Genomic DNA, 22971 nt, shown 5'->3' with positions numbered 1-22971 from the left:
TAATAGCTAATCACTATTTAGCCTTAAAGGTCACTCGCATAGGGTTATGATCAGAAGCGTCCGTAATGGGCGCTTTTGCTTTTTCTACCTCTAGCCCTCGATAGAACACGTGGTCGAGCACCAGTCCTGTAATGAACTGAGTTCTGTTATCTGGCTCAAAGGCAACTTCCGTCAAACCAACCTTCTCCAACGTATCTTTCAATACAGCAAAGCGAGCTTCACTCCAGCTATTAAAATCCCCGGCAAAAATAACAGGTCCACGATACTTTTGCAGATTATCAGTTAAGCTCTTGAGCTGAGCTTCATAATCTTCCGTACCAAAGGTAAAGTTCACAGCGTGGATATTAATCACAGCCAGCTCTTCGCCATTGCTTAGTTGGTAACGCGACCAAAGCGCGGATTTAGGCAGTTGAAGCCAAGGTTCTTCATGAGTATAAGCACAAGCTTCAATCGGTAAATGAGTTGCTAGGTTGAGTACCCCTGCACTTTGCTCAAAGGCTTCAAACGCATTAACACGAGTGCTACCCCACTGTCCGCTCGTTACCCATTGGCGAAGTCCTTCTGTCATACTCGCTTCTTGCAGCAAGACTATATCGCTACCTGCCGACAGCTTATTTAACTCACTCTGCCAATTATTTCGGTTTTGCTTATAGATATTCCACACCGTAATGTCTAAGCCATCAGACACATCAATCGCTTTCGGTGCAGAGTTTTGGTAGCAGCTGTAGATGTCGTTACTGGTACTTTGAGAGGAAGTGATCAGGTTGGGTTTATTCGGGATAACGAAGATAAGATGAAAACTAACGACAGCAAGCGTTATCAATAGCGTGATTACAATGATGGTTTTCTTAAACATACAGCACCCTACCAGAAATGAAAAAGGAGCGATAAACGCTCCTTTTAGGGTAATAGTTTTTTTATACGGCGTCTTCGTCTTCTTCGCCAGTACGAATACGTACCACACGTTCAACTTCAGTAATGAAGATCTTACCGTCACCAATTTTACCTGTTTGAGCCGTTTCGATGATGGTGTCAACACATTGGTCAGCCACTTCGTCGGTCACAACGATTTCTAGTTTCACTTTAGGTAAAAAATCGACCATGTACTCTGCGCCGCGGTATAGCTCAGTATGACCTTTTTGACGTCCAAAGCCTTTAACTTCAGATACTGTCATACCCGTAATACCCACTTCTGCAAGTGCTTCACGTACATCATCAAGTTTGAATGGCTTGATAATGGCTTCAATCTTTTTCATGTTCATCCCTTAAACTGTGCGAATGGCTCATTATCGGTTAGCTATAGTAAACATTCAATGAAAAAAGCCAGAGCTTTAAAGCTCTGGCTCGAAATTTATCATCTTGTTTAATCAGCGCTTTGAGAAGATTTTACTTAAGGCTTGCGTAGTAAGCGGCTAGATTCGCGATGTCTTCATCACTCAGCATTGAAGCTTGAGCCTGCATTACAGCGGCCAAACCACCAGTACGCTGGCCGTTCTTATAGGCCTTAATTGATGAAGCGATATATTGCTCGTTTTGACCTTTAAGGTTTGGGTAACCTGGGATCACTGCGATACCGTCTGCACCATGACATGCTGCACAGATTGCTGCTTTAGCTTGACCCGCAGCAACATCACCCGCCAGAGCGTTACCACTCAATAGTCCAAATCCAAGAACTAATCCTAGTGTAATTTTCTTCATTGCATATTCCATTAATTATTTTTATTAAAGTGACGGTGAATTGTGACACAAACTTTTTCTACTTGCTCCAAAGCGCTTCACAATCTTGACCTTCGTAGTTTTTATCTACGAATAAGCCTAAAACAGCGATCACTCGATCGCCATCCATTAATATCGGCGTTCTGCGTCTTAACCAACTGGGTACTTGGTACTCTTGAAACAACTTCTTAAGCTTCCTGCTATGACCGCGCCCAACAGGGTGTGCTGACAATCCCTCAGGGTTAAAGATCACTCGCAATGTTCTGCTCGCTGTGTTGAGACTAAAACGTAAACGTTGTACATCACGGTGGTTAGATACACCATCACTCGCCGCTGAAGTTAAGTGTAGCTCCCCTAAACCATCAGGCAGAACTAAGCTCTCTTCCATCGAAATATCGCTTTGCCAGTTCGACAAGTCTTTGGTCTCTTTGACAACATAGAGCTGATGATTAAAACGTCTAACCTCAACCTCATTCAACACCAACTTAGGGTTGGCATCAGCCTGAGCGCATGCCACCTCATCCCATATAAGTTTGAGCTGTTTTTGGCTCGGCATCGGTTGATTACAGCGGCTCAGCCACATTCTTAATAGGCGTGCACGCAGTAAATCAGAGTGCTGAGATAATGCTTCTATACTTATGCTTTGACTTTGATTGCCACCTAAAGCTTGCTGTAAGTTAGATTCTAACAACTCATCCAACAGTAACTCTTGCTCTGCACATAGCTGAGCGCTGCGACTGACCGACTCTCGGAAACTAGGCCAACGCTCGGTCAGTGTCGGAGTCACTTGATGACGAATAAAATTGCGGTCAAAGCGAACGTCTTGATTACTCTCATCTTCTACCCAAGTTAAAGCCATATCGCGCGCCGCCCCTTCAATTTCCATTCTCGTCACCGACAGCAGTGGGCGAACAATATGAGCATCAGCAAACGGCATCACTTTCGCCATAGAAGAGAGCCCTTTCGGACCACTGCCACGCTTCAACGCTAACAGGAAAGTCTCGACTTGATCATCGATATGTTGGCCAGTAACGAGTACATCGCCGTGTCGGATATGTTGTTTGAAGGCGTGATACCTAGCATCTCGAGCGAGCTTTTCTATGCTTTCCCCACAATTAACATCCAGCGACACTCGCTCAATAGCTAGTGGAATAGACAAAGCATCACACCATGTTTGGCACTGCTCTGCCCAGTGATCAGCATTGTTACTTAAGCCATGATGAACATGTACCGCACAGCACTCGATGTGATGGGACTTAGCGAATTGGGCAGCCAACTCCAACAAAACTCGTGAATCGACACCACCACTGAAAGCGACGATCAACCGACAAGGCTTAAGCGCGCTTTGATCAAGTACAGATGTGAAGGTATCAATTAAGTGTGTCATGAGGCTAATAAACCAGAGGTCGTGTGTGAAGGGATAATTTTTTAATAATAAAAAAGGGTTGGCACTGAGTCCAACCCTTTCATCAACTTGTTCGTATAGCTGGCCTTATCGCTAAGGCAACTTATCAGCAGTAGCCGTAGCTCATTAGACGCTGGTAACGACGCTCAAGCAGCGTTTCGTTATCAAACTGCTCTAGCTCTTCTAGCTGTTTAACTAACATGTCTTTCATGTTCTGAGCCGTTTGTGCAGGGTCGCGGTGCGCGCCACCTAGAGGCTCAGGAATGATTTCGTCGATAAGCTCAAGCTCTTTAAGGCGAGGAGCAATCAGGCCCATCGCTTCAGCAGCTTGTGGTGCTTTATCTGAATCGCGCCATAGGATTGAAGCACAACCTTCTGGAGAGATTACTGAGTACGTAGAGTACTGAAGCATGTTCACGTAGTCACCAACACCAATCGCTAGTGCACCACCAGAACCGCCTTCACCAACAACGTTACAGATAACAGGAACTGAAAGGCCAGCCATCACTTTTAGGTTTTTAGCGATAGCTTCAGATTGACCACGTTCTTCAGCACCAACACCTGGGTATGCGCCCGCTGTGTCGATGAAAGTGATGATAGGCATGTTGAAACGCTCAGCAGTTTCCATTAGACGTAGCGCCTTACGGTAACCTTCTGGCTTTGGCATACCAAAGTTACGGATCACTTTCTCTTTAGTCTCACGACCTTTCTGGTGACCAATAACCATAACAGGACGGCCATTTAGACGAGCCATACCACCCACAATAGCTTTGTCGTCAGCGTAAGCGCGATCGCCCGCCATCTCTTCAAACTCTGTGAATGCATGCTCCAGGTAATCTTTGGTGTAAGGACGTTGAGGGTGACGAGCAAGTTGAGCTACCTGCCATGCACCTAAGTCACTAAAGATTTTCTGTTTAAGCTCTAAGCTTTTTTTCTCTAGTTGTTCGATTTCTTTGTCTAGATCTACCGCTGTGTCACCACCGTGACGCGAAACGTCACGTAGCGCTTCGATTTTTGCTTCAAGTTCAGCGATAGGCTTTTCAAATTCTAGAAAGTTCAGGCTCATCTATGAATCCTTGTTGATTCAGCTCCGCATTCGCGAAGCTAAATTTTAGTTAAATTCGAGTTCTACTTGGCTATTTCCAAGCAGCTGTTTTAATTCGTCTAGCAATGTATCACTTGGCGTCACGCGCCATTCTGTGCCCAATGTTAACCGCGCTCTAGCGTCGGCACGCTGGTAGTATACATTGACTGGGACCGTTCCGGCTCTATAAGGTTCTAAGATTTGACTAAAGCGTTCAAAAAATTGACCGTTAATTTGGGATTGGTCGATAGATATCGACACCCCACGAGCATATTTCTCACGGGCGCTTCCTAAGTCCATGACCTCGCGCGCGGACATTTTAAGCCCGCCATTGAAATCATCAAAGCTGACCTGTCCGGAAACGACCACAATTTTGTCTTTTTCGAGCAGTTCTGCGTAGCGATCGAGCGCATCCGAGAACAACATCACTTCCATTCGGCCTGATCGATCATCAAGTGTCATCAAACCGATTCGCGTACCACGCTTAGTGGTCATCACTCTCGCTGCAATCACCAAACCGGCAATCGTTAGTGATTGGTCACGACGCGTTGGCGTGGCATCTTTCAAACGACAGCTGGTGTATTTCGCTAACTCTTTGATGTAAGCGTTAACCGGGTGACCCGTTAAATACAAGCCAAGCGTTTCACGCTCACCCTCAAGCCAAACCTTCTCAGGCCATTTAGGCACTTGGGTATACTTGTGCTCAACCTCTTCCGGAGCGTCGGTCAACACACCAAACATATCAGATTGACCAAAAGACTCGGCATGGTGATGTTGGCTCGCCGCCTTCACCGCATCTTTCAAAGATGCCATCATCGCCGCTCGGTGAGGACCTAATCTATCTAAGGCTCCGGATAGAATCAACTTTTCGATAACACGTTTATTAACCTTCTTCAGATCAAGGCGTGCACAGAAGTCGAATAAGTCTTTAAAGTAACCACCCTTATTTCGCGCTTCGATGATCGCTTCGATAGGGCCTTCACCCACCCCTTTGATCGCGCCGATACCATAAACAATCGCGCCATCTTCATCGACGTTGAAACGGTATAGACCTGAGTTGATATCTGGTGGCAAAAGCTTGAGCTTCATACGGAAACATTCATCAACAAGGCCGATAACCTTCTCGGTGTTATCCATATCTGCCGTCATTACCGCAGCCATAAATTCCGCTGGGTAGTGCGTTTTCAGCCATAGCGTTTGATAAGAAACCAGTGCGTACGCTGCGGAGTGAGATTTGTTAAAGCCGTAGCCCGCAAATTTCTCTACCAAGTCAAAGATCTTCATGGCCAGTTCGCCATCAACACCATTGGCTTCAGCCCCCTCTTTAAAGGTACCACGCTGCTTTGCCATCTCTTCTGGCTTTTTCTTACCCATCGCACGACGCAACATATCCGCTCCGCCAAGCGTATAGCCAGCAAGGATCTGAGCGATTTGCATTACCTGTTCTTGGTACAGGATGATGCCGTACGTAGGTTCTAGTGTCTCTTTAAGCGATTCGTGCTGCCACGTTTCATCAGGATACGAAACAGCTTCTCGGCCGTGCTTACGGTCGATAAAGTTATCTACCATGCCTGATTGCAGAGGACCCGGGCGGAATAGGGCTACCAATGCGATAATATCTTCAAAACAGTCCGGTTGGAGACGTTTGATCAGGTCTTTCATACCACGCGATTCCAGCTGGAATACCGCGGTGGTTTCAGAGTTTTGTAATAGGTTAAATGACGCTTGATCATCCAGAGGGATCGACTCGATACGAACCGGCTCTTTACCCTCTTTCTTCAGGCGAGGGTTTACGAGGCCCAACGCCCAATCGATGATGGTCAGGGTGCGTAGACCCAAGAAGTCGAACTTAACCAAACCAGCGGTTTCAACGTCATTCTTATCGAATTGCGTTACCGGGAAGTTACCTTCTGCGTCGGCATAGATTGGCGCAAAATCGGTGATCGTGGTGGGTGAGATAACAACACCACCCGCGTGCTTACCGGCATTTCGCGTACAACCTTCAAGGATGCGACACTTATCAATCAGCTCACGAACTTCTTCATCGCCATCGTAAAGCTCTGGCAATGCAGGTTCAGCAAGGAATGCTTTCTCTAGCGTCATACCCGGATCTGGCGGTACAAGCTTTGAAATTCGATCGACGAAACCAAACGGGTGACCCAGTACACGGCCTACGTCGCGGATTACCGCTTTCGCTGCCATAGTACCAAAGGTGATAATCTGAGATACCGCATCACGACCGTACATTTCAGCAACGTGATCAATAACTTGGTCACGCTTATCCATACAGAAGTCGATATCGAAATCGGGCATCGAGACACGTTCTGGGTTCAAGAAACGTTCGAAAAGTAGATCGTATTCAAGTGGATCGAGGTCGGTGATATCTAAGGCGTAAGCCACAAGAGAACCGGCACCAGAACCACGGCCAGGGCCTACTGGCACATCGTTGTCTTTTGACCACTGGATGAACTCCATTACGATCAAGAAATAACCTGGGAAACCCATGTTATTGACAACTTCGAGCTCGATCTTGAGTCGCTCATCGTATTCAGGCCTACGCTCAGCACGAACTTTTTCATCAGGGAATAGGAATGCTAAACGTCGCTCAAGGCCTTCTTCTGACTTCTTGATCAGGAAGTCTTCAATCGCCAAACCTTCCGTAGGGAAGTTAGGCAGGAAGTATTCACCCAAACGAACCGTAACGTTACAACGCTTGGCAATCTCAACACTGTTCTCTAGCGCTTCTGGAATGTCTGAGAACAACTCACACATCTCTTCTTCACTACGTAGATATTGCTGAGCGCTGTAGTTCTTAGGACGACGAGGATCGACCATAGTGAAACCATCGTGGATAGCCACGCGGATTTCATGAGCATCAAACAGGTCTTCGGTTAGGAAAACCACTTCGTTGGTTGCAACAACAGGCAGGTCTTCTTGCTCAGCAAGCTCTAGCGCAAAGTGCAAGTATGACTCTTCGTCCGGCCGTCCGGTACGAATCAATTCCAAATAAAAACGATCGGCGAAGTACGTTTTGTAAAACTCGACGCTACTTGCAACCAACTCACGGTTACCTTTCAGTAACGCCTTACCAATCTCACCTTCTTTAGCACCCGATAGAATGATCAGGCCTTCTGCATTCTCAATTAGCCACTCTTTATCAATAACAGGCTGATGCTGAACATGACCACGAAGGTAAGCTTTCGAGATAAGCAGCGTTAGATTGTTATAACCTTTATTGTCCGTCGCAATAACAGTGAGTTTGGTCAACTCGTCACCGAATTCCGGAGACTGCATCAAGAAGTCAGCACCAATAATTGGTTTAACCCCACACCCATGGGCAGTACCGTAAAACTTCACCAAACCACACAAGTTGGTAAAGTCGGTAAGTGCTAGAGCAGGCATACCCATCTCAGCGACTTTTTTAACTAATGGTGGCACCTTAGATAGGCCATCCACCATCGAAAAGTCACTGTGTACGCGTAGGTGAACAAATTTTGGATCTGACATTATTTTTCCTGAGTTCTAGGTTTGAGCCTAGGATTACAACTGTGTGTATTCTATTTTTTTCTGACGCAAGTAAGCAACTTTATTCGATGCTAAGCTCTAGTTAACGTAAAGCTCTAGTCTATATAGAGCTTAATCAATGTCTAGAATACGCTTTACTGGCTTAAAGCTCTTACGGTAATGCTCGGTAACACCATGCTTTTCAATCGCTTCAAAATGCGCTTTAGTTGGGTAACCTTTGTGTTTCGCAAAACCAAACTCTGGATGCAGCTTGTCGAGTTCTTCCATCTCTTGGTCACGAACCACTTTAGCGATAATAGACGCCGCACTGATCTCTGCTACTCGTAAATCGCCCTTTACAATAGCAAGACCGTCCATTGGCAGTTCTGGGACACGGTTTCCATCTATTAGGGCTATATCAGGTTGAACACTCAATCCTGCAATAGCTCGCTGCATAGCGACCATAGTCGCCTGCAGAATATTCAACTCATCGATTTCTTGTGGAGAACAACGACCAACAGACCATGCCAGAGCTTTCTCTTTAATTTCTGGAAGCAGAGCTAGGCGCTTTTTCTCAGATAATTTCTTTGAGTCGTTCAAGCCTTCGATTGGGTTGTTTGGATCGAGGATAACCGCAGCGGTCACCACATCGCCAACCAAAGGACCACGGCCTACTTCATCCACACCAGCAAACAGCTGGTAGCCTTGCGGATACTCAAATGGAGGAAGCTCTTTTTTCTCTTTTACTGCCATAACTAATCTCTTAATGTTCTGTAAGTAAGCGCTTTATGCTTCAACAAAAGGTCGGTCAATCAATTTCAATACCGCATTAGCGGCTTGTTTGTCTGCGTCTTTGCGTATCCAGTGATGCATCTCGGTAAAACGTTCGATCAATGCACTATTATCGGCTGATAGCATCTTATCGACAGATGGGAACAAGAAGTCTGGGTGGCACTCTTCAAGAATATGCTCTTTCACGATCTCTTCACCAGCCAGAATATTCGGCAGTGATACGAACTCAGTGATTGCTAGCTTCTTCACAATGTAACCTGTCAGTTTATTCACTTTGTAGCCAACGACCATTGGGCGCTTCAGTAACATACACTCAAGAGCCACTGTGCCGGAAGCCAGAAGCACAGAGTCAGCAGCGGTAATCACGTTGGTTGCCGTATCTTCGACTAACGTGAATTCAAGCTCAGGCGCTGTTGCTTGCCAGATTTCAGTAAACTGCTTTTTGCGCTGCTCATTCACGAGCGCAACAACAAAATTGATATCAGGGTATTTTTGCTTAATGCGTTGGCAAGTTTCGATAAATGGTTGAGCAATCAAACCCATCTCACCGCCACGGCTGCCTGGCAATACGGCTAACCACTGCTTGTCTTGCTCAAGCCCCAACAACTCTCGCGCATCTTGTTTACTTGGTTCTAAAGGAATTGCGTCAGCCAACGTGTGACCAACAAACTCGCAGGCAACGTTATATTTATCATAAAACGCTTTTTCGAACGGCAAGAAAGCCAATACTAGGTCGGTTGCTTTGTCGATTTTAAAGATACGCTTTGGACGCCAAGCCCATACTGAAGGGCTCACGTAATGCACCGTTTTAATACCCGCGTTCTTAAGATCGAGTTCAAGTCTTAGGTTGAAGTCAGGCGCATCGATACCCACAAACACATCTGGCGGGTTTTGAGTGAAATACTTTACCAGCTCCGCTTTTACTTTTAGCAGACGAGGTAAACGGCCAAGCACTTCAACTAACCCCATAACGGCCAACTCTTCCATCTCGAAAAGAGACTCACAACCAAGCGCCTTCATTTTCGGTCCACCAATGCCAACGAACTCAGCATTCGGGTACTGTAATTTGATCGCTTTGATAAAGCCTTCACCAAGCGTGTCGCCAGACAGTTCGCCGACAACAATGCCTACGCGCAGTGGTTCATTCGAAACGAAGTCCGAGCTATTGGTTGCTGCTTCTTGCTGTGCCATAGTTTTCCAATTCCCTTCTTGCCTAAAACAAAAAAGACCGCCTAACGAGTAGCGATCTTTTTGTTATACCATTCTGATGAAGTAATTATTGTCATACTCACATTGATTGGTACATAACCACATCAAGTATTAACGAATAATACCGCGCTCAGAGCTCTCTAGCATTTCTAGCATAGGAACTACCGAAGTAAACTCTTTTGCCATTTCAACTAAAGCCGCTTTCGCTTCTTCAAGTGTTTTACCTGAACGGTATAACTCTTTGTACGCTTTCTGTAGTGCGCGAATTTCAGGTTTCTCAAATCCGTTACGCTTCAGGCCTACTAGGTTAAGACCGAATGGAGCCGCATGGTTACCCTGTGCAAGCACGTACGGCAGTACATCTTGAACTACAGCAGAACAGCCACCAATGTAAGCGTAAGCACCAATCGAACAGAATGGGTGAATCGCAGAAAGCGCCATTACACCAGCATAATCGCCAACCGTTACGTGACCGCCAAGGATAGCGTTGTTACCAATATGAGTATGATTACCAACAATAACATCGTGTGCTACGTGAGCATTAACACAAAGTAAGTTGTCATCACCAATCACAGTTGTTGCTTTATCTTGAACCGTACCACGGTGGATTTGAACCGCTTCACGGATCACGTTGCGATCACCGATCACAACTGTTGTCTCTTCGCCACCGTATTTCTTGTCTTGGTTTTCTTCACCAATAACAGCATGTGGGAAGATACGGTTTTCTTTGCCAATAGTGGTGTGACCTTTGATCACAACATGCGACATGATTTCTGTGTCGTCACCAATTGTCACGTTACCAGCAATGTAAGTGAAAGGCCCAACGGTCACGTTAGCACCGATAGTGACATCACCTTCGATTACTGCTGCCGGGTGAATTTTCGCTGTTTCATGAATCATATTAAAACTCTCTACGAGCACATTTAAGTTCAGCTGAACATACAACTACGCCGTCAACTTTAGCAACACCATTAAACGATGCGATGCCACGACGCTCTTTTAAGAATTCAACTTCGATAACCAGTTGGTCACCTGGTACTACTGGCTTACGGAATTTAGCTTTATCTACGCTAGCAAAGTAGTACAGCTCGTTGCCAGAAGGCGCGCCGAAAGATTTAAATGCTAGAAGGCCTGTTGCTTGTGCCATTGCTTCTAAGATCAACACGCCTGGGAATACAGGAAGCTGAGGGAAGTGGCCTGTGAACTGAGGTTCGTTAACTGAGACATTCTTAATTGCGGTCAGTGTTTTTTCTTTTTCAAAGCTAGTCACACGATCAACCATTAAGAATGGGTAGCGATGAGGTAATAGTTCCTGAATTTCAGTAATGTTCATCGTTGTCTGTTCAGTAGTCAAAGTCGTATTCCTATGTATATTCTTTATTTAATTAGAAGGATTATAAACGAAAAAGACTCGCTGTACGCGAGCCTTTTATTAGAAATGCTGGAATTATGATTCCGCGCTCTTCTCGATAAGTTTTTCAACGGTTTTCAAACGCTTGTTCATTTCATCAATACGATGAACACGCGTTGCTGTTTTACGCCAATCTTTGTTTGGCTGTAAAGGAATACCCGAAGAGTACATGCCTTTCTCAGTGATGCTGCGCATTACCATTCCCATGCCGGTGATTGTAACGCCATCAGTAACTTCTATGTGACCATTAATCACACTGCCACCACCAATAATACAGTACTTACCTATCGTCGTGCTGCCAGCAATGATAGTACCACCCGCAAGAGCAGAACCATATCCGATGTGAACATTGTGAGCAATCTGAAGTTGGTTATCTAGGATAACGTTATCTTCAATGATCGTGTCATCTAATGCGCCGCGGTCGATGGTGGTACACGCGCCAATTTCTACGCGGTTACCAATACGAACTGAACCGACTTGCGGAATCTTAACCCACTCACCTTTCTCATTCGCATAACCAAAGCCATCAGAACCAATGACAGTGCTTGATTGAATCAAACATGCTTCACCAATCACAACTTCATGGTAAACACTTACGTTAGCCCACAGCTTAGTGCCGGTGCCAATTTTTGCGTTTTTACCAATAAAGCATCCAGCGCCGATGATCACATCATCACTAAGTACTACACCAGACTCAATTACAGCGTTCGCACCAATAGACACATTTTGTCCAATGGTTGCATCACTAGATATTGAAGCAGAATCAGCAATAGCCGCTGCGGGTGCAGGAGTAGTATCAAGCGCTTGAGCAACCTTAGCAAAAGCAACGTAAGGGTCACTAACCACAATAACGTTGGTCTTACACAGTTCGCGCTCACTCTCTTTAACCATAATAGCAGATGCTTTACAGTCACCTAGGTGCTTGCTGTACTTCACGTTAGAAAGGAACGTAATGTTACCTTCTTGCGCTTTATCCATAGGAGCGACTGCTGAAACGGTAATAGTACCATCACCGTGTAGCTCTCCCCCGGTAATCGTTGCCAATTCGGCTAAAGTCAGATTCTTCATAAAACTTATTTCAGTGCTTTAATTACTTTCTCAGAGATGTTGTATTCTGGCTTGCCGTATTGCAGAGCTTGAATATCAACGATCATGTCGTAGCCTTCTTTCTCTGCAACTTTCGTTACAGCATCTTGAATCACTTTGAATAGCTTCTGCTTCTCTTGTGCTTCACGACGTTGGCTTGCTTTTTCTAGTGCTTGAGCTTTGATTTTGTACTTGCTGTCTAGTTGGCCTACTTCGATACGTAGCTTCTCAACTTCGTCAGGACCCAGTAGCTCGCCATCACGCTTAAGCTTTTCAATCTTCGTTTTTGCTTCAGCTTGAATGCTCTGTAGCTCAGCTGCTTTGTCTTTGAACTCTTCCTGCATTTTTTGAAGAACAACTTCACGCTGAGGTAGAGCCTGGAATACTTGTGCAGTGTTTACATAACCCACTTTTTGCGCAGCTTCAGCAGCTGTTGCAAAGAAAGAAGAGCTAAGAACTACAAGGCCTAAACCTGCTGCTTTAATCATATTTTTCAAAATATTGTCCTTTAAATATTAGAAAGTTCTACCAATGGTAAATGTGAAGAATTCCTCATCATCACCTTCGTAAATTTTAATTGGTTTCGCTAGAGAGAAAACCAGTGGGCCCATCGGTGACATCCATTGAAGGGCTGCACCATAAGATGAACGGTAATTCGTTGGATCAGAGTAATCGTAGTAGTACTGGCCGCCACTGTTAGGTGCGCCACGGTCTACGAACTCGGTATCCCATACACTTGCCATATCGAAGAAGACACTGGTACGAATTTGGCTACGTGCTTCATCAGAAGCAAACGGCGTAGGTACGATTAACTCTAAACTTGCCAAGGCAACCGCGTTACCACCTACTGAATCATCCGTAGCGGTATCGTAGGTTGGGTTGTTACCCGTGCTGCTTCCGTAAACGGCCTTCGGACCTGCCGAGTTAGAGCCAAAACCACGTAGGGTTGTAAAACCACCCGCATAGTAGTTCTCGTAGAATGGGAACAAGTTATCGTTACCATCCGTTTGACCATAACCATTACCATAGCCTAATCGGCCACGCATCAATAGTGTGAACTCATGCTTTTTGGTCAGCGGGATGTAATGTTTTACATCGTACTGCATTTTGAAGTACTGAGCATCAGAGCCTGGTACCGTCATTTTAGCGAAAGCACGTTGGTGGTTACCCTCAGTTGGGAAGAAACCACGGTTCAAATTGTTACGCGTCCATGAAATATTGATATCGAAGTCATCGGTTAAGATGTGCTCGTCACCGTATTGGTCGATACTTCTCGCGAACTGTTCAACTTGGATATAAGTCGGTACGTTACCGATCTTGTTGTGCGTGTAACCCACACCAAACTCGATACGGTTCAGCTCATCCATAGGGAAACCCCATGTTAAGCTCGTACCATAACTTTGGTTGGTATAGTCGACGATACCCGCTTCAGATGCTTCAAATTCGTTGTAAAAAATCTTACCGCCTAAACTCACACCATCAAGGTTCCAGTATGGGTCGCGGTAGTCTAAGCTCACGTTCTTTTGGTAATCGTTCATCATGGCACTTACACCAACACGGTTACCAGAACCTGCAAAGTTGTCTTGTTGTAGACCAACTTGGAAGCTCACCCCCGATTCAGTACCGTAGCCGACACCAAAGTTAATGCTGCCCGAGTTCGCTTCCTTAACGTTGTAAACCAAATCAACTTGGTCTTCACTACCAGGAACACGAACTGTTTGTACATCAACTGTTTCAAAGAAACCTAAACGGTTAAGACGGCTCTTACCTGTATCAATTGACTTAGAGTTAAGCCAGCTGCCTTCCATCTGACGCATTTCACGACGCAGTACTTCATCTTTCGTTGAGTTGTTCCCCGTGAAACGAATGTCACGAACATAGATACGGCTGCCCGCTTCTACATTGATAACCAACGACACTTCTTTGGTCTCATCGTCAAATTCAGGAATAGTACGGACTTGTGGGTAGGCATAACCAGACTCACCAAGAATTCGTTTTACGTTCTCTTCTAAAGACGTTACCGATGAACCGTTATAAGTATCGCCATCTTCAAATGGTACTAACGCTTCAAAGTCAGCCTCACGGCCGATAAGTTCACCACGAAATGCGACATCTTTAACGGTGTAGGCTTCGCCTTCATCAATACCAAGCGTGATATAAACGCCTTTCTTATCTGGAGAGATCGCCACCTGAGTAGAATCTACCTTAAACTTAAGGTAACCACGGTCGAGGTAGTAAGATTTCAGCGCTTCAATATCACCAGCCAGTACTTGCTTCTGATATTTTTCATCCGCAAGGAAGTTCCACCAAGCGACATCTACATTTAAATTAAAGCGGCTAAGCAATTCTGCATCAGTGAAGACTTCGTTACCGATAAAGTTGATCTGCTGAATCTTAGCGGATACGCCTTCAGTAAACACAAACTTAAGGTCAGAACGGTTACGAGGCAAAGGCGTCACAACCGCTTTTACTGTCGCGTTATACTTACCAACACTGTAGTAAAAATCTTCAAGGCCTTTCTCAATGTTACTCAGCGTAGTACGGTCAAGGGCTTCACCTTCACGAACACCAGATGCATCTAGGTTCTGTTGAAGCTGTTCTTCTTTAATCGCTTTGTTGCCCGAGAATGAGATACTTGCGATGGTCGGTCGTTCTTTGACTTGAACAACTAAAACACCTTCATCGCGAAGGACTTTAACATCCTCAAAGTTACCCGAAGCATACAATGCGCGAATGATCTCAGATACATCGCTTTCATCCACTTCATCGCCAATACGCACTGGCATTTTCAGTAGAGCTGCACCAAGTGCAACACGTTGTAAACCTTCGATCTTGATATCTTGAACTACAAAGTTTTGTGCTCCGTTCGCTGCCACACTAGTGGCTAATAGACTTGCGAACAGAATTTGCTTAATCGCCATACTTATTCTAATTATTCCTTGCTACTACCAATGCCTGTGAGAAACCATTCACAGGCGAGTAAAATCATTAAATATTGCCAGAGCCATCAAAGAGAAGAGGATTGCACCTCCCACTCTGTATCCCATTTCCTGAACTTTCTCAGGAACCGGTTTACGAGTAACGGCCTCAATAGCGAAAAAGAGCAAATGTCCGCCATCAAGCATAGGCAGCGGAACCAAATTAATAATCCCCAAGTTAACGCTAATCAGAGCTAAAAAGCCTAAGAAGTAAACCAGACCGTAATCGGCGGTTGTCCCTGCACCTTTAGCTATTGAAATCGGGCCACTCAAGTTATTTAAGCCAACATCACCAACGATGAGCTTCTTAAGCATTGTCAGTGTCAATCCAATGATCTGACCTGTTTTATCAAATGCTTTTCCTACAGACTCAATTACACCAAATTGTAACTCAAAGCGATAATCTTCTGGCCATTCTGCGACTTCTGGAGCAATACCCGCATAGCCGATTGTAGAACCATCAGAAAGCTCGCGACTTTTTGGCGTCATAACTAATGGCTGTTCAACTCCATTTCGCAATACGACCAAATCCAATGATGTCATTGGATTTGCACGAATCAACTCAACAACCGACTGCCACTGTTCAATAGGCTGCCCATTAATCTCAACAATTTTGTCGCCAGCCTCTACTCCTGCATCGTATGCAGCACCGTCATCAATGACTTGAGCTAGCACTGTCGATATCTCTGGAGAGTACGGTCTAAAACCAAGCGTTGTCATTGCCGATTCAGTTTCTGGGTTAAATGACCAGTCAGAAATATCCAATGTCATCTGCTGCTCAAAGCCGATATCGTCTTGAGAAGAAACCGTTACAGTCATGGACTGATCACCTATATGTGATATCAAACCCATATTGACTGATTCCCAATCTGCGGTTTTGATTCCTGAAATAGATTTAAGTTCCATTCCAGTTTCAATTCCGGCTTGTGCAGCAATAGATTGCGGAGTGACTTCACCGATTACAGGTTTAACTGCCGGCACGCCAATCAAAAATACTAGCCAATACGCAAAGACGGCAAAGATAAAGTTAAACGCAGGGCCTGCACCCACTATCGCCGTTCTTTTCCATAATGGCTTCTTATCAAAAGCATATTGTTGTTCGTCTTCAGAAAGGTCATCAACTCGACCATCAAGCATCTTAACGTAGCCGCCCAATGGAATGACTGACAAGCTGTATTCCGTACCATCACGGCCAACTTTGCTCCAGATTGATTTACCAAAACCAATCGAGAATTTCTCAACTTTCACACCACAGCGACGAGCAACCCAGAAGTGTCCAAACTCATGAACAGCGACCAGAATACCAAGCGCTACAATAAAGGATGCGAAGTTCCACAAAATTCCACTCATGCTAGCTGCTCTTTAATAAATTGATTGGCTATTTGACGAGACATATTATCTAGCTCGAGAAGGCTTTCCAAGCTGTCTAAGCCCTCAGAGTTATGTTGTTCACATACTTTGCTCATAACATGCTCGTTAATGACTGCAATATCGGTAAACTTCACTCGATTATTCAAGAAAGCATCGACTGCAATTTCGTTTGCCGCGTTAATTGCGGTTGTCGCATGCTGACCTAAGTAGCACGCTTCGATTGCTAATTTTAAACATGGGTAGCGGCTAAAGTCTGGTTCTAAGAAAGTCAGCTCGGCCACTTTGGTGAAATCCAGAGGCTTCACACCCGCTTCTGTACGCTCAGGGTAAGACATCGTTAAAGCGATTGGCGTCGCCATATCCGGTTCGCCCATTTGAGCAAGCACAGAGCCATCCTTGTACTGAACCATAGAGTGAATCACCGACTGAGGATGAATAATCACTTTCAACTGCTCTTGAGAGGCATTAAATAACCATTTCGCCTCAATGTACTCTAAGCCTTTGTTCATCATAGTCGCTGAATCGACCGAGATCTTAGGGCCCATAGACCAGTTAGGGTGTGCAATCGCTCGCTCTGGTGTTACCGATTCCAGATCTGTAACGTCCGTATAACGGAAAGGACCGCCCGAGCCAGTCAAAAGAATATGGTTGATTCCGTTCTCTTCTAAATCACAGCGGCCTAAGTTAGTTTGTACGTTTTGAGGTAAGCATTGGAAGATAGCATTATGTTCACTATCAACCGGAAGTAGCTCAGCACCGTACTTTTCCACGGCGTCTATAAATAACTGCCCAGACATTACCAAAGCTTCTTTATTAGCAAGTAAAATACGCTTACCAGCCTTAACTGCAGCCATCGTAGGAAGCAAGCCTGCTGCGCCAACAATCGCAGCCATGACAGTGTCTACTTCATCTAGGGAAGCAATCTGACACATGCCTTCTGAACCTGAAAGCACTTTGATGTTTGGGTAATCCAAAGACAACACTTCAGTCAGCTGAGACGCTGCACTAGGGCAAGCCATCGCAACATAGCTTGGTTGCCACTTTTCCACTAACGCCAGCATCTTTTCAACATTCGAGCCAGCAGCCAGTGCAACGACTGAATAAAGGTCTGGGTTTTGCTCAACGACTTTTAGTGTACTTGCACCAATTGAGCCGGTAGCGCCAAGGATAGTTAGATTTCGCATCACATATGACCGTAGAAATGTAATAAAGGGCAGAATCACTGCCCCTTTTTATTAGAATGCTAAATAAAGCAGAGCAAAGACAGGGAATGCAGCCGTTAAGCTATCTATTCTATCTAGTATACCACCATGACCAGGAATCAGATTACTGCTGTCTTTCACCCCAGAAACACGTTTAAACATGCTTTCAACAAGATCACCAAGAACAGAGATAACGACGGTCACAAGAGTAATAACAATCATGTGAAGAGGACTTGTGAATTGGATATCAAACAAGTCAGCAAAAATCCAAGCCACGATCACTGCAGTAATGATGCCACCAATAAGACCTTCAATAGTCTTGTTAGGGCTTACCGCTGGCGCCATTTTACGCTTACCAAAACTCTTTCCTGAAAAATAAGCACCGCTATCCGCCGCCCAAACGAGCAAGCAAACAAACATAACCAATTTTGCACCGTGGTAAGGATCAACGTCGATACCGTTAGCACGCAGGATAACCACACTCCAGAAGAATGGCAGCAGAGTCAGCACACCAAAGGAGTGACGAAGAAGATAAGAGTCTTTCCATGCTGGCATAGACTTAGGATAAGTCACTGCCATACCACTCGCGATTACCCACCAAATTGAGCCAATAGTTAGAATGGCGTAGTGAGCAGTAGACAAGTTATTAAGGCTAAATGCATCAAAAGGGATAAAAGCAAAACTTGCAGCACTTACCACAACCGTTGGAATCAAAGCTAAATAACGCGATTTGCTTTCAACAAACTGAGTCCACTCCCAAAAACCCAATAGCGAGATCACCGCTAGTGAAAGAATAAATGTGGGAAGTGATAACTCGAAAATACCTAGAATAACTAGGGGAGCTAAAATCAACGCCGTAATAATTCGTTGTTTCAAACCAAAAAATCCTTATTAACTGTCCATCAGAGCTTTAATTTGCTCACCGGTGCATCCAAAACGACGCTCACGGTTTACAAACCAAGTCACAGCTTCTACTAAGCTGTCTTCATTAAAGTCTGGCCAGAATTGTTCAGTGAAATACATTTCGGCGTAAGCCAACTGCCAAAGCATAAAATTACTAATGCGGCATTCGCCACTGGTGCGGATAAGTAGATCGACTTCAGGAATATCTGCCATCGTCAGGTGCTGTGTAATCATAGCTTCATCAATGTCATCTACATTAATATCACCAGACTTTACCTGTTGAGCAATAGAAGTCATTGCTTGCTGAATATCCCACTTACCGCCGTAGTTAGCCGCAATGTTAATAACCATACCGGTATTGGTGCTAGTCAAAGCTTCTGCTTCTTCTATCTTCTTTTGTAGTCGATCATTGAAACGACTTTTATCACCAATAACACGAAGTTGTAGATTATTTTTATGAAGCTTTTTTACTTCACTCGACAGCACTGAAATAAACAGTTCCATCAAAATACCGACTTCTTCTTCAGGACGACGCCAGTTCTCGCTACTAAACGCAAAAAGAGTAACAGCTTTAATGCCAAGTCTGGCTGCAGAAGAGATAGTTTTACGAACGGCTTGAACACCGTTTTTATGGCCAAAGACGCGAGGCTTGCCCTGAGCTTTTGCCCAGCGACCATTACCATCCATGATGATAGCAATGTGTTTAGGAAGAGAGTCTGTGAACGCTTGAGAATTATGCATAAAAGAGTGAATCAAATTCTAATAGTCGAACAGAGTAGCATAAAAAAACGCTGCACCGTGAGTACAGCGTTTTTCCGGAAAGAAAAGAATATGGAAAATTAAACTTCCATCAACTCTTTTTCTTTAACAGCTAGAACTTCGTCTACGTTCTTAACCGCAGCGTCAGTTAGCTTTTGAATTTCGTCTTGTGCTTTACGATCTTCATCTTCAGAGATTTCTTTATCTTTAAGAAGTGCTTTTAGATCGCCATTCGCGTCACGACGGATGTTACGGATAGCAACACGGCCACCTTCAGCTTCGCCACGAACGATTTTAACTAGGTCTTTACGACGCTCTTCCGTTAGCGGTGGAAGTGGTACACGGATAACTGTACCTGCAGACATAGGGTTTAGGCCTAGGTCAGATGTCAAGATTGCTTTTTCAACTAGAGGAGTCAGTGTTTTATCAAACACTGTAATAGCTAGTGTACGTGCATCTTCAGCGATAACGTTAGCAACTTGAGTCAAAGGCGTTGGAGCACCGTAGTACTCAACAGTAAGACCAGAGAGTAGGCTCGGGTGCGCACGGCCTGTACGAATCTTTTGCAGGCTGTTTTTTAGTGCATCAACACTTTTTACCATGCGCTCTTGAGCGTCTTTTTTAATTTCGTTAATCACAATTTCACCTTGATTATGTTCTTTCTTCAAGAAAGCTTTTTATTTGGAGTGATAAGGATAAGCTTACCAAGGTATAACACCTCAGTAAGCCCGAAAAATTAGTCAGCGTCGCTGATTAATGTACCTTCAGTTTCACCCATAACCACGCGACGTAGTGCGCCTGGTTTATTCATGTTAAATACACGGATTGGCATTTTGTGATCACGTGCTAGCGTAAATGCAGCCAAGTCCATTACTTTAAGTTCTTTATCAAGAACCGTGTTGTAAGACAACGTATCATACAACTCTGCGTCTGGGTTTGCTACAGGGTCAGAAGTAAATACACCATCTACTTTTGTCGCTTTTAGAACTACGTCAGCTTCGATTTCGATACCACGTAGACATGCAGCAGAATCTGTAGTGAAGAATGGGTTACCAGTACCAGCAGAGAAGATCACAACGCGACCTTGACGTAATTGGCTGATTGCATCTGCCCAGTTGTAGTCGTCACACACACCTTTAAGAGGGATTGCAGACATTACACGTGCGTTTACGTAAGCACGGTGAAGAGCGTCACGCATTGCCAGGCCGTTCATTACCGTTGCAAGCATACCCATGTGGTCACCAACAACGCGGTTCATACCGGCTTCAGCAAGGCCTGCACCACGGAAAAGGTTACCGCCACCGATAACAACGCCTACTTGAACACCTAGTTCAACCAATTCTTTCACTTCTTGTGCCATACGATCAAGGATCGTCGGGTCAATACCAAAACCTTCTTCGCCTTGTAGTGCTTCACCGCTAAGTTTTAACAGAATACGTTGATACGCCGGTTTAGGGTTCGTAGTCATGGAGTTTACCTTCCAAAGAGTTGATGATTAACAGTCATGGATAAAAACTGAATAGCTCAGTTTGCATTCATAACAGCTAACGTTGCGAGCAAAAATAATTCACTATTCATAAAAAGACCGCAGCAATGGCCACGGTCTCTTTTCAAACAATACGCTAAGGATTAACCTTTTTGTACCGCTGCAACTTCGTCAGCAAAGCTCATTTCAGCTGCTTTCTCGATGCCTTCACCAACTTCTAGACGTACGAAGTTAGATACTGAAGCGCCTTTCTCTTTAAGGATAGCGCCAACAGTTTGCTTAGGCTCCATGATGAAAGCTTGACCAGTTAGAGAGATTTCGCCCGTGAATTTCTTCATACGGCCAACAACCATTTTCTCTGCGATTTCAGCTGGTTTGCCTTCGTTCATAGCGATTTCAACTTGAACTGCTTTCTCTTTAGCAACTACGTCTGCAGGTACGTCTTCTGGGTTTAGGAACTCAGGACGTGATGCAGCAACGTGCATTGCAACGTGCTTAAGAGTTTCAGCTTCGCCTTCACCAGCAACAACAACACCGATTTTCTCACCGTGACGGTAAGAAGCTAGTGCAACACCTGAAACGTATTGTACGCGACGGATGTTGATGTTTTCACCGATTTTTGCAACTAGAGCAACACGAGTCTCTTCGAACTGTGCTTGTAGCTCTTCAACAGTTGCTTGAGAAGCTACTGCAGCAGCTGCAACTTCTTCTGCGAATGCAGTGAAGTTAGCATCTTTTGCTACGAAGTCAGTTTGGCAGTTAACTTCAAGAAGAGCAGCTACGCCGTTCTCTTCTTTGATGATGATTGCGCCTTCAGCAGCAACGTTACCAGCTTTCTTAGCTGCTTTCGCTGCGCCAGACTTACGCATGTTTTCAATTGCTAGTTCGATGTCAGCGTTTGCTTCTACAAGCGCTTTCTTACATTCCATCATGCCAGCGCCAGTGCGCTCGCGAAGTTCTTTAACTAGAGCTGCAGTTACAGTTGCCATTCTCTATTCCTCAGTAAATTCTAAAAAAGATAAAAAACAGGGGCCTAATTAATTGGCCCCTGATATTGACTGTATTCAGTCCGTTAAGCCACCGATTATGACCGCTTAATATGAACTAAATATGGCTCAGAGCCGCTATTATTCAGCTTCTACAAAACCGTCTTTTTCAGCAGCTACAGCAGCAACATCTTTGTTGCGACCTTCTTTAACCGCGTCTGCAGCAGCGTTTAGGTAAAGCTGTACTGCACGGATTGCATCGTCGTTACCTGGGATAACGAAGTCAACGCCGTCTGGGTTAGAGTTAGTATCAACTACAGCGTAAACTGGGATACCTAGGTTGTTTGCTTCTTTAACTGCGATGTGTTCGTGATCAGCATCGATTACGAATAGAGCGTCTGGAAGGCCGCCCATGTTCTTGATACCACCAAGAGATTTCTCTAGCTTCTCCATTTCGCGAGTACGCATTAGAGCTTCTTTCTTAGTAAGCTTGTCGAAAGTACCGTCTTGAGCTTGCGCTTCAAGTTCTTTCAGACGCTTGATAGACTGACGAACAGTTTTGTAGTTCGTTAGCATACCGCCTAACCAGCGGTTGTTAACGTAGAACTGGTTGCTGTTGATAGCAGCTTCTTTAACAGCTTCAGATGCAGCGCGCTTAGTACCAACAAAAAGAACTTTACCTTTCTTCTCGCCAACTTTAGCGATTTCAGCTAGAGCGTCGTTGAACATTGGTACAGTTTTTTCTAGGTTGATGATATGTACTTTGTTACGAGCACCAAAGATGAATGGCTTCATTTTTGGGTTCCAGTAACGAGTTTGGTGACCGAAGTGAACACCAGCTTTAAGCATATCGCGCATTGATACAGTTGCCATTTTAAAATCCTCTATGGGGTTAGGCCTCCACATCCCCCATGAATCCGACCCCTAACAACTAACCACTTTTCAGCCGTTATTTGTGTTGTTGAGGCACCCCGGAACATGTGTCGGAATGTGTGTGATTTAAAGAAATAAGTTAGTGGACACAAAGCTTGTTTCGCCAATTGGAGAAAACACTCCTGATGTCCGGCGCGCTTTATACC

21 protein-coding genes are annotated in these 22971 nt (G+C 44.8%); all 21 read right to left on the bottom strand.

Going from position 1 to position 22971, the window contains the following annotated elements:
- Positions 1 to 13: 13 nt before the first annotated feature.
- The 21 genes from A142_RS18270 to rpsB all read right to left on the bottom strand — a co-directional run bounded on the left by A142_RS18270 (position 14) and on the right by rpsB (position 22765).
- Positions 14 to 856, bottom strand: coding sequence for an endonuclease/exonuclease/phosphatase family protein (locus A142_RS18270; protein ID WP_029405394.1), 843 nt, complete (start codon positions 854 to 856; stop codon positions 14 to 16).
- A 61-nt stretch (positions 857 to 917) separates the two neighbouring features.
- Positions 918 to 1256 (bottom strand): nitrogen regulatory protein P-II, encoded by a 339-nt coding sequence (gene glnB, locus A142_RS18265; protein WP_017063373.1) that lies wholly within the window; start codon positions 1254 to 1256, stop codon positions 918 to 920.
- Positions 1257 to 1386: 130 nt separating this feature from the next.
- Positions 1387 to 1710 carry a c-type cytochrome gene (locus tag A142_RS18260; RefSeq protein WP_019821619.1) on the bottom strand — a complete coding sequence of 108 codons (324 nt, stop codon included), beginning with the start codon at positions 1708 to 1710 and terminating at the stop codon, positions 1387 to 1389.
- A gap of 46 nt (positions 1711 to 1756) precedes the next feature.
- A complete protein-coding gene (gene tilS, locus A142_RS18255; protein WP_019821618.1) occupies positions 1757 to 3103 on the bottom strand; it encodes a tRNA lysidine(34) synthetase TilS in 1347 nt (448 codons plus the stop codon).
- Between the two features lie 124 nt (positions 3104 to 3227).
- A complete protein-coding gene (gene accA / locus A142_RS18250; protein ID WP_017060731.1) occupies positions 3228 to 4187 on the bottom strand; it encodes an acetyl-CoA carboxylase carboxyl transferase subunit alpha in 960 nt (319 codons plus the stop codon).
- 45 nt (positions 4188 to 4232) lie between these two features.
- Positions 4233 to 7712: a DNA polymerase III subunit alpha gene (dnaE, locus tag A142_RS18245; RefSeq protein WP_019821617.1), complete on the bottom strand. Its 3480-nt coding sequence runs from the start codon at positions 7710 to 7712 to the stop codon at positions 4233 to 4235.
- 129 nt (positions 7713 to 7841) lie between these two features.
- Positions 7842 to 8462 (bottom strand): ribonuclease HII, encoded by a 621-nt coding sequence (gene rnhB, locus A142_RS18240; protein ID WP_019821616.1) that lies wholly within the window; start codon positions 8460 to 8462, stop codon positions 7842 to 7844.
- A 33-nt stretch (positions 8463 to 8495) separates the two neighbouring features.
- Positions 8496 to 9692, bottom strand: a complete 1197-nt coding sequence (gene lpxB, locus A142_RS18235; protein ID WP_019821615.1) for a lipid-A-disaccharide synthase — start codon at positions 9690 to 9692, stop codon at positions 8496 to 8498.
- 129 nt (positions 9693 to 9821) lie between these two features.
- The gene (lpxA, locus tag A142_RS18230; protein ID WP_019821614.1) at positions 9822 to 10610 is read right to left on the bottom strand and encodes an acyl-ACP--UDP-N-acetylglucosamine O-acyltransferase; all 789 of its coding nucleotides are present in this window, start codon (positions 10608 to 10610) and stop codon (positions 9822 to 9824) included.
- Between the two features lies 1 nt (position 10611).
- On the bottom strand, positions 10612 to 11064 hold the full coding sequence (fabZ, locus tag A142_RS18225) for a 3-hydroxyacyl-ACP dehydratase FabZ (RefSeq protein ID WP_009847408.1): 453 nt from the start codon (positions 11062 to 11064) through the stop codon (positions 10612 to 10614).
- 93 nt (positions 11065 to 11157) lie between these two features.
- Complete coding sequence (gene lpxD, locus A142_RS18220) at positions 11158 to 12189, bottom strand: UDP-3-O-(3-hydroxymyristoyl)glucosamine N-acyltransferase (protein WP_019821613.1); 1032 nt, start codon at positions 12187 to 12189, stop codon at positions 11158 to 11160.
- Between the two features lie 5 nt (positions 12190 to 12194).
- Entirely contained in the window at positions 12195 to 12695 is a 501-nt protein-coding gene (locus A142_RS18215; protein ID WP_017056311.1) for an OmpH family outer membrane protein, read from the bottom strand.
- A gap of 27 nt (positions 12696 to 12722) precedes the next feature.
- The gene (bamA, locus tag A142_RS18210; protein WP_019821611.1) at positions 12723 to 15128 is read right to left on the bottom strand and encodes an outer membrane protein assembly factor BamA; all 2406 of its coding nucleotides are present in this window, start codon (positions 15126 to 15128) and stop codon (positions 12723 to 12725) included.
- A gap of 48 nt (positions 15129 to 15176) precedes the next feature.
- Positions 15177 to 16535, bottom strand: a complete 1359-nt coding sequence (gene rseP / locus A142_RS18205) for a sigma E protease regulator RseP (RefSeq protein ID WP_019821610.1) — start codon at positions 16533 to 16535, stop codon at positions 15177 to 15179.
- Positions 16532 to 17740 (bottom strand): 1-deoxy-D-xylulose-5-phosphate reductoisomerase, encoded by a 1209-nt coding sequence (ispC, locus tag A142_RS18200; RefSeq protein ID WP_019821609.1) that lies wholly within the window; start codon positions 17738 to 17740, stop codon positions 16532 to 16534. Before ispC ends, rseP begins: the two co-directional genes overlap by 4 nt.
- A gap of 51 nt (positions 17741 to 17791) precedes the next feature.
- Positions 17792 to 18634 carry a phosphatidate cytidylyltransferase gene (locus tag A142_RS18195; RefSeq protein ID WP_019821608.1) on the bottom strand — a complete coding sequence of 281 codons (843 nt, stop codon included), beginning with the start codon at positions 18632 to 18634 and terminating at the stop codon, positions 17792 to 17794.
- Between the two features lie 15 nt (positions 18635 to 18649).
- On the bottom strand, positions 18650 to 19402 hold the full coding sequence (locus A142_RS18190) for an isoprenyl transferase (protein WP_017063364.1): 753 nt from the start codon (positions 19400 to 19402) through the stop codon (positions 18650 to 18652).
- Positions 19403 to 19500: 98 nt separating this feature from the next.
- On the bottom strand, positions 19501 to 20058 hold the full coding sequence (gene frr, locus A142_RS18180; protein WP_017060741.1) for a ribosome recycling factor: 558 nt from the start codon (positions 20056 to 20058) through the stop codon (positions 19501 to 19503).
- 98 nt (positions 20059 to 20156) lie between these two features.
- The gene (gene pyrH, locus A142_RS18175) at positions 20157 to 20888 is read right to left on the bottom strand and encodes a UMP kinase (protein WP_017630771.1); all 732 of its coding nucleotides are present in this window, start codon (positions 20886 to 20888) and stop codon (positions 20157 to 20159) included.
- Positions 20889 to 21049: 161 nt separating this feature from the next.
- Entirely contained in the window at positions 21050 to 21895 is an 846-nt protein-coding gene (tsf, locus tag A142_RS18170; protein WP_017630772.1) for a translation elongation factor Ts, read from the bottom strand.
- Positions 21896 to 22033: 138 nt separating this feature from the next.
- Positions 22034 to 22765: a 30S ribosomal protein S2 gene (gene rpsB, locus A142_RS18165; protein ID WP_009847420.1), complete on the bottom strand. Its 732-nt coding sequence runs from the start codon at positions 22763 to 22765 to the stop codon at positions 22034 to 22036.
- Positions 22766 to 22971 lie beyond the last annotated feature (206 nt).

The sequence above is a fragment of the Vibrio splendidus 12E03 genome, from assembly GCF_000272105.2.
GTDB classification, from domain to species: Bacteria; Pseudomonadota; Gammaproteobacteria; order Enterobacterales; family Vibrionaceae; genus Vibrio; species Vibrio splendidus_I.
Note: the sequence above shows the minus strand (reverse complement) of the source record. Positions and strands in the feature narration are given on the sequence as shown.

Coding starts and splice junctions, on each gene's coding strand:
- dnaE (WP_019821617.1), bottom strand. CDS start 7,712: ATGTCAGATCCAAAATTTGTTCACCTACGCGTACACAGTGACTTTTCG.
- pyrH (WP_017630771.1), bottom strand. CDS start 20,888: ATGACTACGAACCCTAAACCGGCGTATCAACGTATTCTGTTAAAACTT.
- lpxA (WP_019821614.1), bottom strand. CDS start 10,610: ATGATTCATGAAACAGCGAAAATTCACCCGGCAGCAGTAATCGAAGGT.
- accA (WP_017060731.1), bottom strand. CDS start 4,187: ATGAGCCTGAACTTTCTAGAATTTGAAAAGCCTATCGCTGAACTTGAA.
- A142_RS18260 (WP_019821619.1), bottom strand. CDS start 1,710: ATGGAATATGCAATGAAGAAAATTACACTAGGATTAGTTCTTGGATTT.
- A142_RS18190 (WP_017063364.1), bottom strand. CDS start 19,402: ATGCATAATTCTCAAGCGTTCACAGACTCTCTTCCTAAACACATTGCT.
- tilS (WP_019821618.1), bottom strand. CDS start 3,103: ATGACACACTTAATTGATACCTTCACATCTGTACTTGATCAAAGCGCG.
- A142_RS18270 (WP_029405394.1), bottom strand. CDS start 856: ATGTTTAAGAAAACCATCATTGTAATCACGCTATTGATAACGCTTGCT.
- lpxD (WP_019821613.1), bottom strand. CDS start 12,189: ATGAAGAATCTGACTTTAGCCGAATTGGCAACGATTACCGGGGGAGAG.
- rseP (WP_019821610.1), bottom strand. CDS start 16,535: ATGAGTGGAATTTTGTGGAACTTCGCATCCTTTATTGTAGCGCTTGGT.
- rpsB (WP_009847420.1), bottom strand. CDS start 22,765: ATGGCAACTGTATCAATGCGCGATATGCTTAAAGCTGGTGTTCACTTC.
- rnhB (WP_019821616.1), bottom strand. CDS start 8,462: ATGGCAGTAAAAGAGAAAAAAGAGCTTCCTCCATTTGAGTATCCGCAA.
- ispC (WP_019821609.1), bottom strand. CDS start 17,740: ATGCGAAATCTAACTATCCTTGGCGCTACCGGCTCAATTGGTGCAAGT.
- bamA (WP_019821611.1), bottom strand. CDS start 15,128: ATGGCGATTAAGCAAATTCTGTTCGCAAGTCTATTAGCCACTAGTGTG.
- glnB (WP_017063373.1), bottom strand. CDS start 1,256: ATGAAAAAGATTGAAGCCATTATCAAGCCATTCAAACTTGATGATGTA.
- tsf (WP_017630772.1), bottom strand. CDS start 21,895: ATGGCAACTGTAACTGCAGCTCTAGTTAAAGAACTTCGCGAGCGCACT.
- lpxB (WP_019821615.1), bottom strand. CDS start 9,692: ATGGCACAGCAAGAAGCAGCAACCAATAGCTCGGACTTCGTTTCGAAT.
- A142_RS18215 (WP_017056311.1), bottom strand. CDS start 12,695: ATGATTAAAGCAGCAGGTTTAGGCCTTGTAGTTCTTAGCTCTTCTTTC.